Genomic DNA, 8,932 nt, shown 5'->3' with positions numbered 1-8,932 from the left:
CCTCTGAGTCTTGAAGGGGGGCTTATTGCCCGTTAGACTGCGATAAAACAACTAAGGAGTGTTATATTTGGCAGAACGCTTTTTCTTATATGATGATATTGAAGATACAAAAACCAGATTTATCAGCTTTATGGGAGAAAACCAGCGATTCGATTTAGCTATCGTTCGTTCAGATCGCTATTACGGCAAACAATTGGTCCTGGATATTCAGGGAAGCCGCTTTGCCATCATAGGAGAAGATGACTTAAAGGAAGAAGGCTATCTTGAGCATGTATTTCAGCTTTCCGAGGAAGATGCAGAAGACCTTAAATCATTTCTGATGGAAATCGTTTAATATACGATAATAAACAAATACTAAAGGGGAACCTGTTTTGGTGGGTTCTCCTTTTTCTTCTTTAAAGACCCTGCTTCATATAACTTCTTAAGGAGTGAAGGCATGGACGATAAAGAAAGACGCACATACACCGATTTCTCAAATGTGGAAACACAAAGGAATTTCCTGATTCCCGAGGACTTGCCTGAAGGGGCATATGGCGCTCCCAGAAATGCGGATGAACCGGTAGAGAATAAAAGCACCCCATGGCGGGAGGGCCAGCGCTATTACAGCGCCTTTAACTATGAGTTCAAGTCCCTTCACCAAAACTTGCCGCGGCAAATGCCAGGTGCGCACCCTCCGCATGACGATCCTGATAAAAACGAAGAGCCGCCATACACAGAGACTTAAGCAAAGCGCATGCGCAAAAAGGGCCGGGTTTCCCCTGCCCTTTTTAGCTTTTAACTTTTTTCACAACAAAATAGGCACAGCCGAAATTACAGAATTCGTAAAGGTATTCGGTAAGTGTGCTGATTTTTGTATCAAATGAAGCCTTTTGGCTCTGATCATCGAAAAAACCGCGGAGACGAAGCTGTCCATATCCCCAGTCCCCGACAATATAGTCATATCTGGATAAAATTTCGCTATATCTGGCCCGGAATGCCTCCTCATTGAAACCATCCCGTTCTTCCTGGATCAATTCATAACTGATATTGTTAATGCTAACCAATTTTTTCACCTCATTATAAGAGCATATGTAACAGTATTATATTGGAAATAACATGATATGAAAACAAATCAATAACTTGTCCTATTTAAATTATAACTGATTCCCCATCAATTACTAAGAGAAAAAAATATAACCGTGGCAATTCTATAAATGAGGAGGTGTTTATAGTGAAAAAATCACTAATCATTCTCGGCATTAGCAGCATGGCTGCACTGACTGCCTGCCAAAATAATGCCGCAAAAGAGGATATCTATGAAGAAACCGGTCATACCATAAATGTAAATGACCAGCGTGCTGAATTATACAATAGGAATATGGGCAACGGCCGGAATGGCAGAAACAATATCGGTGAAGATTTCGGATATGTACGCCATCAAAAAAGCCCAATTATGGGAGACAACGTTTCAGCGGACCACTATGCTGCCATTGATCGTGAACAGGTTGCAGATATTATCGGCAAATACTGCACAGAAATTCCGAATGTGGATGATATCTCGACACTTGTAACAGATGAAGAAGTCCTGATCGTATATAACACTGACACCAAAAATCGCAATCAGACAGCTGATCAGGTTAAAAAGATGGCCATGTCTGTTGTTCCAAGATGGTATCATGTCTATGTAAGTGATGATACATCGTTAAGAAAAAATGTTGAAAACTATGCCACGGTTGATTCCGATGGCCGAAATGCTGAAAATGGCATTAACCAATTAATTAAACAAATGCTTAAATCTCCTCAAGGAGAAAAAATGAGTGAAAGTGAAAATGAAAACGGTGAAATGCAAGGTGAAAGAAATGATGATATGGATAAAGATGACCTTGGAGAAACCGTTAAAAAAGCAGGGAATCGTTAACCCTTTGAGGGGGACTCTTCCTGTTTTGCAAAAAGAGAGTCCAGCGATGGCGCTGGACTCTTATTACTTTAAGCTTGCTGAATTTCCTTTTCTCCCATAATCTGCTTTTGTTTAGCTGCCGCATTTACCTGCTCATCAGCATGGTAGGAAGAGCGGACAAGAGGACCTGCTTCACAATGGCTGAACCCTTTGCTCATTGCAATGTCCCTCAGCTCCTGGAATTCTTCAGGTGAATAATACTTCAGCACTTTAATATGTTTCTTGGATGGCTGCAGGTACTGCCCTATTGTCATAATGTCAACATCATGAGCACGCAGATCATCCATTACTGCAATGATTTCCTCTTTCGTTTCGCCAAGCCCGATCATCAGGCTGGATTTTGTAGGGATATCCGGCTGCATTTCTTTTGCACGCTTTAAAAATTCAAGAGAGCGCTTATATTTTGCACGCGCTCTTACTCTTGGAGTCAGGCGCTCAACAGTTTCGATATTGTGATTAAGTATATCAGGACGGGCATCCATAAGAGTTTTCAGGTTTTCATAAACACCGCCCATGTCGGAAGGTAATACTTCGATCGTAGTGAACGGGCTTTTTCTTCTGATGGCACGGACTGTTTCTGCGAAAACAGCTGCACCTCCGTCCTTAAGATCATCTCTTGCTACAGCTGTTACAACAGCATGCTTTAAATTCATAAGAGCCACGGAATCAGCAACGCGTTCCGGCTCCTGTAGATCTAACTCAGTCGGCAGCCCCGTTTTGACAGCACAGAAACGGCAGGCACGCGTACACACATCACCAAGAATCATAAACGTAGCCGTTCTTCTTACTGCCCAGCATTCATGGATATTGGGACACTTAGCTTCTTCACATACAGTGTGCAGGTTCTTTTCCCTCATCATTTTTTTTAGGCCAGTATAATTTTCATTTGTGTTCAACTTTATTTTCAGCCATTCCGGCTTGCGCAAATACTCTTCTTTCTTGCTCATTTTTCCACTCCTTAAACTGAAGCTAGACGTAAAGAAAAGCGCAAGCGCCCTTATCCGCCACTCCTGAAACATCGAGGGGGTTACACTGCTTGAGCTAGACCGTTTTTCTGGCTTCAGAATTTATACTTTTCTGCCCATTAAAAAAGCCAGTCATACAATTCCGACTAAGCTGATTAGGCTTCACCTGATGCCACTTTATCATAATGAATTGAAGAGGACAAGCCGAAGATTCTGGTATTACCATTAATTGATATTTATTAAATTATCCATTCATCACAAACTATATAAGCAGACCATTACAGAAGGGAGGATTTCCGTGCGGATTATATTTACCGCTGCTGCAGCCTTATCGTTTTTTCTGATTTCCTTATGTACAGTCAGTGCCGAAGAAAATGCAGCTGATATATATAAACAAAGAATGTCCTTATATAAAAGAGTTGAAGCTGTTACGAATATTCCGTGGTATTATCTTGCGGGAATTGATCAGTATGAAAGGAATGTCCGGCAGTCCAGAAGGGATATTCCCAAGGCTGAAGGCATTACAGGAATCTATTTTAAGCCTGAAGAATGGGCGGGGATTTTGAATCCGGATCCCGCTGATGAAAACCCAACATCCATTCAATTTTTCAATGGTATAGGATTTGACGGGGACGGGGACGGTAAAGCCAGCTTGAAAAGTGATGAAGATGTTCTTCATTCCTTTGCAAATTTCCTTCTCTCTTATGGTACAGACCATGATAATTTAAAAATTGGATTGTGGAATTATTATAAGCGCGATAAAGCCGTTGGCATTATTATCGGCAAAGCCCAAATTTACAAGCAGTTCGGCCGTCTTGATCTTGATGATCACTCCTTCCCTGTCCCCTTGAGGAGCAATTACAGCTATAGAAATACCTGGGGGGACGCCAGGGGCTGGGGCGGCAGACGGATTCATGAAGGAACCGATATTTTTGCTGATTACGGGGTACCTGTCCGGGCTACCTCCTATGGAATAGTGGAAATGAAGGGCTGGAACAAATATGGAGGATGGAGAATTGGCATCCGTGACATTAATAACAATTACCATTATTTCGCCCACTTAAGCGGGTTTGCCAAGGAGCTCAGAGTCGGCCAAATCGTTGAACCCGGCATGATGATAGGCGGAGTAGGAAGCTCGGGATATGGGCCTCCAGGTACATCGGGAAAATTCCCGCCACATCTCCATTATGGCATCTACAAAGACAACGGCTATACTGAATGGTCCTACGACCCCTATCCACACTTAAGATTATGGGAAAGACAAGATAGGATAAAAGCCAGAAGAAAATAAATAAAGGACTGCCCATTAGCCAGGCAGTCCTTCATAAGTTATTTAGCTTTTTTTGCTTTGGACACAGCATTTATGATACTTGCTGCAAGGCCGCCCCAGATAATGAGCATCCCAACCACCATCATTGTAATTGCACTTCCAGACATTATTGAGATACCTCCTTATCAGCTGGTATTCTAAGCTTAGACTGTGTATCATTCTTTTTAATAGCCATAAACACAAATCCTAAGATAATGGCTCCTATTGCTACTCCCCAGCCGGAATAAAGAAGGAAGCTGGTAGGGTACCCTTCATAATTCTCTTTAATATTTGTAATAATGTTTTGAATCATCATATAGCCAAGCACGATTGGTGTAATAGCTGTCAAGCATATCTTCCACCAGGAACCCAGTCTAATATCAGATACAGCATCTGCATGATTCTGAAGATTCTTGAGCTCTTTAAGCACCCATCCTACAATAACTACCTGTACCAGTCCTGCTAGCGCAACACCAAATTGGTTGATGAAGTAGTCCGCTGCATCCAGGAAGTATAGACCGCCCTGAGTCGCAAAGAGGATGGAAATAACAGCAGATAAACCACCGCCTACAAGAACAGCTTTGTTACGTGAAACATTAAACTTATCCTGTACTCCGGCAACAAACGTTTCAACAATTGAGATTAACGATGTTAAACCGGCCAGAGTTAAACAGATAAAGAAGAAAGAACCGAATAAGCCATTTAAAGCAGGGAATTCGTTAATGATCTGCGGGAATACAACGAATGCCAATCCTACACCTGATGATACAACCTCATTAATGCCTACACCCTGCTGTGCAGCCATGAATCCAAGTGCAGCAAAAACACCGATACCAGCAAGAAGTTCAAAACCGGAGTTTGCAAAGCCGGTAATGAAAGCACTGTTTGTCAAATCCGTTTTCTTTGGAAGGTAGCTTGAGTAGGTTACCATGATGGCAAATCCAATTGATAAGCTAAAGAAGATCTGGCCGTAGGCCGCTACCCAGACTTTAGGGTCCGCTATCATTTCCCAGTTTGGCTTAAAGAAAGCATCCAAACCAGCAATAGCTCCATCAAGAGTCAATGCGCGAACAACGATAATTAAGAATAAAACTACAAGAACTGGAATAAAGATTTTGTTCGCGATTTCGATACCTTTTTTAATTCCCTTGAACAGGATTCCAAGTGTCACAGCCCAGACAATAACTAACGGTATGAAGACTCCCGGTACAATTCCGCCTACATCTCCTGGTGTTTCTGCAAGCTTTAAATATTCTCCAAATAGGAATCCGTTTGGATCGTCTCCCCATTTAAGATTAAACGAGAAGCCTGCGAATGACATTGCCCATGCGATGATAACTGCATAATATGTTGAAATGACAAATGAAATGGCGACCTGCCACCAGCCCAGCCATTCGTATTTTTTACTTAATCTTGCGTAAGACAATGGTGCTGATCCGCGGTACTTATGGCCAATTGTAAATTCCATAATCAAAAGCGGTATACCTGCTGTCAGCAAGGCAAACAAATATGGAAAAAAGAATGCTCCCCCTCCATTTTCATAAGCAACTGCCGGGAAACGCCATATGTTTCCTAGACCAATTGCAGAACCCACAGCTGCCATAATAAACCCAGCTCTGGATCCCCACTGCGGACGATTATCCATAGTAAATCCTACCCCCTGTAGATATCCCCAATTAAAAAGAACAATGGGAACTTTTTATATTTTCAGATAATTAAATCTAACTAAGCCTAGTATAGCTAGTTTTTGATATTCTGTCAAAACATTATTTTCCTAATAGTAATATTTTTCGAAATAATTAGTTTTAGCACAATACCAGAGTAAAGCGTCTAAGAAAATTAATATATTCCTATTTTAATTTCCATTTGGATTCCACCCGGTCAGGAGTTATCTTAACAAAACTGACCAAGTTATTCCTGTCCTCACCTCCTTTGTAAAATTTATTCCTTAAACTTAAAAACTTTCGCATTTTATTCAGATAATTCTAAATACACAACCATGGATGCCAAAATTAACCTCGTTTGGTCTCGGTGGCCTCGGGAATATAACCAATGTGCTTAAAAATTTCCAAATATAGAATGAAAATCATAAGGAGGTTTTTACAAATGGATACCAATATTATCGGAGTTTATAATTCACAAAGGGAAGCGGTAAATGCCGTTCAAGAACTGCAAAATGAGGGATACCCTGTTCAGGAGCTTTCGATCATTGCGCAGTCAGAACATCTGGATACATCTCTTGAAGATAAAACCGGTGTTCATACAGAAACCTTCGAGACTAAGAATAGAGACAGCAGTGAAAGTGCAGGCTTCTTAAACAGTCTGGCATCCTGGTTTGATGATGACCGCAAGAGCAGCAACTCTGCAGGTGAAAAGTTCAGAGAACTGGGCATGTCAGATGATGATGCCCGCAAGTATGAAACGTATGTGAACGAGGGGAAAATCATTTTATACAGTGAAAGAATTGATACTTCAACTGGCTTTGCCAATGCAGGAACTACTGAAGCCAAAGAGCACAGCACTTACACCGGCGGATATGATGAGCTAAGAAGTTCAGCAGCAGATGATGAGCAATCATTAAAACTGCGGGAAGAACAGCTCGACGTGTCGAAGGAACGTGTACAAGCCGGAGAAGTTGAAATCCAAAAGGACGTAGTAGAAGAACAAAAAACAATAAATGTACCTGTCGAGCATGAAGAAGTATATGTAGAAAGAAGAAAAGTGGATGATCCGGATGGCGCCGGCGTCTCACCAATATCGGACGATGAAACAATCAGGATTCCTATTACAGAAGAGCGTGTGGAAGTCTCCAAAAAGCCCGTGGTCACCGAAGAGATTGTCGTAGGCAAACGGGAAGTTCAGGAAACACAGCAGGTCAAGGAAAATCTCAAGAAAGAAGAAGTGCATTTTGAGGGTGGGCATGAACACATTACAGAAGATGAAGACTTAAATAGAAAAAAATAATAACCTATAAAATAAAAGGGTTCCCTCCAGGGGAACCTTTTATTTTATGTTGGACAGCATCAAAAAAAGGCCTTCTCTCAAAGAGAAAGCCTTTTTCTAAAGTTTTTAACTTGCCCTGTTTTCCTGCCAGGCTTCTTTTTTACCGCGGCCAAGGAAAGCAAATGCCGCTACAAGAACAGCCACTGTAAGTAATGCGATAACAGTGCTGCCAATAAATCCGATGACCAGATAACCCACAGCAGCGATTCCCGCTGAAATCAAGGCATATGGAAGCTGAGTCATTACATGGTCCATATGGTTACAGCCTGCCCCTGTTGAGGAAAGAATCGTTGTATCTGAAATCGGTGAGCAATGGTCGCCGAATACGGCGCCGGCAAGGACAGCAGACATAGCCGGCAATAACAGAGAAATATCTGTTGCAGCGGCAATGTCTCCAGCAATCGGAAGCAGGATGCCGAAAGATCCCCATGAAGTTCCGGTGCTGAATGCCATAATTCCCGCTATGACGAAAAGTAAAAACGGAAGCCATGATGTGCTCATATTTGAGCTTTCCACAAGACCGGCTAAATACTTTCCAGTTTCCAGACGGCCGATTAAATCAACAATCGCCCAGGCAAACAGCAAGATATAAACAGCTGGAAGCATGGATTTAATGCCTTCCCATACTCCTTTCCCAAAAACATTCGGGTTAACGCCCTTCAAGGAGAACGCCTGACGGAAGAATAAACCTAACGAAACCAATAGACCCACGAGGCCACCAAGGATTAGGGATTTAGAGACATCCGTGTTCTCAAATATTTGTAATACAGTCGCATTTCCTTCAACCGCCTGTAAACCCGTCCAAAACATTGAGCCCACTGTACCAATGACAAGAGCAATGATTGGCCAGACAAGATCGCCGACAGATCCTTTTGAACTTGTTGGAAGGTCGTCCTTCAATTCACCAGGTGCAGGCTTCTCTGGATCCATTACAAGCCCCTCTTCAACTGCCCGCTTCTCATGTACTTTCATTGGCCCAATCTCTATGCCTCTTAACGCCACGATAAATACAATAGCAAGAGTAGCCCATACATAAAGGTTCATGGGAATCATTTGAATAAATGCCGAGAAAGCTGAATACTCGGTAACATTATGTGCAGCAAGGATTGTCCCGATCAGCGCAATAATGTATGCTCCCCAGCTGGAAACCGGTGAAACCACACAAACAGGTGCTGAAGTCGAATCAATCAGGTACGCCAGCTTTGCACGGGATACGCGCTGGCGGTCTGTAATGGGACGTGAAATCTGACCGACTGCAAGAGCATTGAAATAGTCGTCAATGAAAATGATAATACCTAAAACAGCTCCAACAATCTGTGCGCCTGCACGGGTCTTGACCCGCTTCATCGCCCATTCTCCAAAAGCGCGGCTTCCGCCTGAGATAGAGATAAATGCAGTAATAACTCCTAATACAAGCAAGAATAGAATAATATATACATTCCAGGTGTTCAGCTCTCCGTCTGAAACAAAAATTCCTTTTACAGCATCCCAAATGATGCTGAAGGTTTCTGTGATGCTGAATTTAGCCAGCAATAGTGCGGCTGTTACAATCCCCACTCCCAGTGACAGCAATACGCGCCTGGTCAGAACAACCATAGCGATTGCTACCAAAGGCGGCAGCAGGGAGAAAATCGTGTTAGTCATTTCTTGTCCTCCTCTGAAATTTAAATGGTGTCCAGCTACAGGCGCCATCGGCTCGAGGTCATAAGCCAATCCGAC

10 protein-coding genes are annotated in these 8,932 nt (G+C 42.5%); 5 read left to right on the top strand and 5 right to left on the bottom strand.

All coding sequences use genetic code 11. The annotated features are described in order from the left end of the window. The first annotated feature begins 67 nt into the window (after window positions 1-67). Together CHI10_RS07065 and CHI10_RS07060 are read left to right on the top strand one after the other, a co-directional pair. Window positions 68-334: a DUF3055 domain-containing protein gene (locus CHI10_RS07065; RefSeq protein WP_095243591.1), complete on the top strand. Its 267-nt coding sequence runs from the start codon at window positions 68-70 to the stop codon at window positions 332-334. A gap of 102 nt (window positions 335-436) precedes the next feature. Then, window positions 437-724, top strand: coding sequence for a hypothetical protein (locus CHI10_RS07060; protein WP_035331961.1), 288 nt, complete (start codon window positions 437-439; stop codon window positions 722-724). A 43-nt stretch (window positions 725-767) separates the two neighbouring features. Here the strand turns inward: CHI10_RS07060 and CHI10_RS07055 are convergent, their stop codons facing one another. Further along, on the bottom strand, window positions 768-1,043 hold the full coding sequence (locus tag CHI10_RS07055; RefSeq protein ID WP_048011987.1) for a YutD family protein: 276 nt from the start codon (window positions 1,041-1,043) through the stop codon (window positions 768-770). Window positions 1,044-1,210: 167 nt separating this feature from the next. On the opposite strand from CHI10_RS07055, the gene CHI10_RS07050 reads away from it, so the two are divergent. Continuing rightward, window positions 1,211-1,897, top strand: coding sequence for a YhcN/YlaJ family sporulation lipoprotein (locus CHI10_RS07050; RefSeq protein WP_095243590.1), 687 nt, complete (start codon window positions 1,211-1,213; stop codon window positions 1,895-1,897). A gap of 68 nt (window positions 1,898-1,965) precedes the next feature. Here CHI10_RS07050 and lipA read toward each other — a convergent pair whose 3' ends face one another. Beyond that, window positions 1,966-2,937, bottom strand: coding sequence for a lipoyl synthase (lipA, locus tag CHI10_RS07045; RefSeq protein ID WP_286137226.1), 972 nt, complete (start codon window positions 2,935-2,937; stop codon window positions 1,966-1,968). Between the two features lie 262 nt (window positions 2,938-3,199). Here lipA and CHI10_RS07040 point away from each other — a divergent pair, with 262 nt between their 5' ends. Further along, window positions 3,200-4,192, top strand: a complete 993-nt coding sequence (locus CHI10_RS07040) for a M23 family metallopeptidase (protein ID WP_095243588.1) — start codon at window positions 3,200-3,202, stop codon at window positions 4,190-4,192. A 38-nt stretch (window positions 4,193-4,230) separates the two neighbouring features. Here CHI10_RS07040 and CHI10_RS07035 read toward each other — a convergent pair whose 3' ends face one another. Together CHI10_RS07035 and CHI10_RS07030 are read right to left on the bottom strand one after the other, a co-directional pair. Beyond that, window positions 4,231-4,338, bottom strand: coding sequence for a methionine/alanine import family NSS transporter small subunit (locus CHI10_RS07035; RefSeq protein ID WP_076258797.1), 108 nt, complete (start codon window positions 4,336-4,338; stop codon window positions 4,231-4,233). Continuing rightward, window positions 4,338-5,855 (bottom strand): sodium-dependent transporter, encoded by a 1,518-nt coding sequence (locus CHI10_RS07030; RefSeq protein WP_095243587.1) that lies wholly within the window; start codon window positions 5,853-5,855, stop codon window positions 4,338-4,340. Before CHI10_RS07030 ends, CHI10_RS07035 begins: the two co-directional genes overlap by 1 nt. A gap of 461 nt (window positions 5,856-6,316) precedes the next feature. On the opposite strand from CHI10_RS07030, the gene CHI10_RS07025 reads away from it, so the two are divergent. Next, window positions 6,317-7,174: a YsnF/AvaK domain-containing protein gene (locus CHI10_RS07025; protein WP_095243586.1), complete on the top strand. Its 858-nt coding sequence runs from the start codon at window positions 6,317-6,319 to the stop codon at window positions 7,172-7,174. A gap of 105 nt (window positions 7,175-7,279) precedes the next feature. Here the strand turns inward: CHI10_RS07025 and CHI10_RS07020 are convergent, their stop codons facing one another. Then, entirely contained in the window at window positions 7,280-8,857 is a 1,578-nt protein-coding gene (locus CHI10_RS07020; RefSeq protein ID WP_095243592.1) for a Na+/H+ antiporter NhaC family protein, read from the bottom strand. Window positions 8,858-8,932 lie beyond the last annotated feature (75 nt).

Origin of the sequence: Bacillus sp. 7894-2 (genome assembly GCF_002272225.1) — a bacterium.
In the GTDB taxonomy this organism is placed as follows: Bacteria; Bacillota; Bacilli; order Bacillales; family Cytobacillaceae; genus Cytobacillus.
The sequence above is the reverse complement of the archived record's forward strand: the minus strand, read 5'-3'. Positions and strand labels throughout refer to the sequence as shown.

Coding starts and splice junctions, on each gene's coding strand:
- CHI10_RS07030 (WP_095243587.1), bottom strand. CDS start 5,855: ATGGATAATCGTCCGCAGTGGGGATCCAGAGCTGGGTTTATTATGGCA.
- CHI10_RS07035 (WP_076258797.1), bottom strand. CDS start 4,338: ATGTCTGGAAGTGCAATTACAATGATGGTGGTTGGGATGCTCATTATC.
- CHI10_RS07025 (WP_095243586.1), top strand. CDS start 6,317: ATGGATACCAATATTATCGGAGTTTATAATTCACAAAGGGAAGCGGTA.
- CHI10_RS07020 (WP_095243592.1), bottom strand. CDS start 8,857: ATGACTAACACGATTTTCTCCCTGCTGCCGCCTTTGGTAGCAATCGCT.
- CHI10_RS07060 (WP_035331961.1), top strand. CDS start 437: ATGGACGATAAAGAAAGACGCACATACACCGATTTCTCAAATGTGGAA.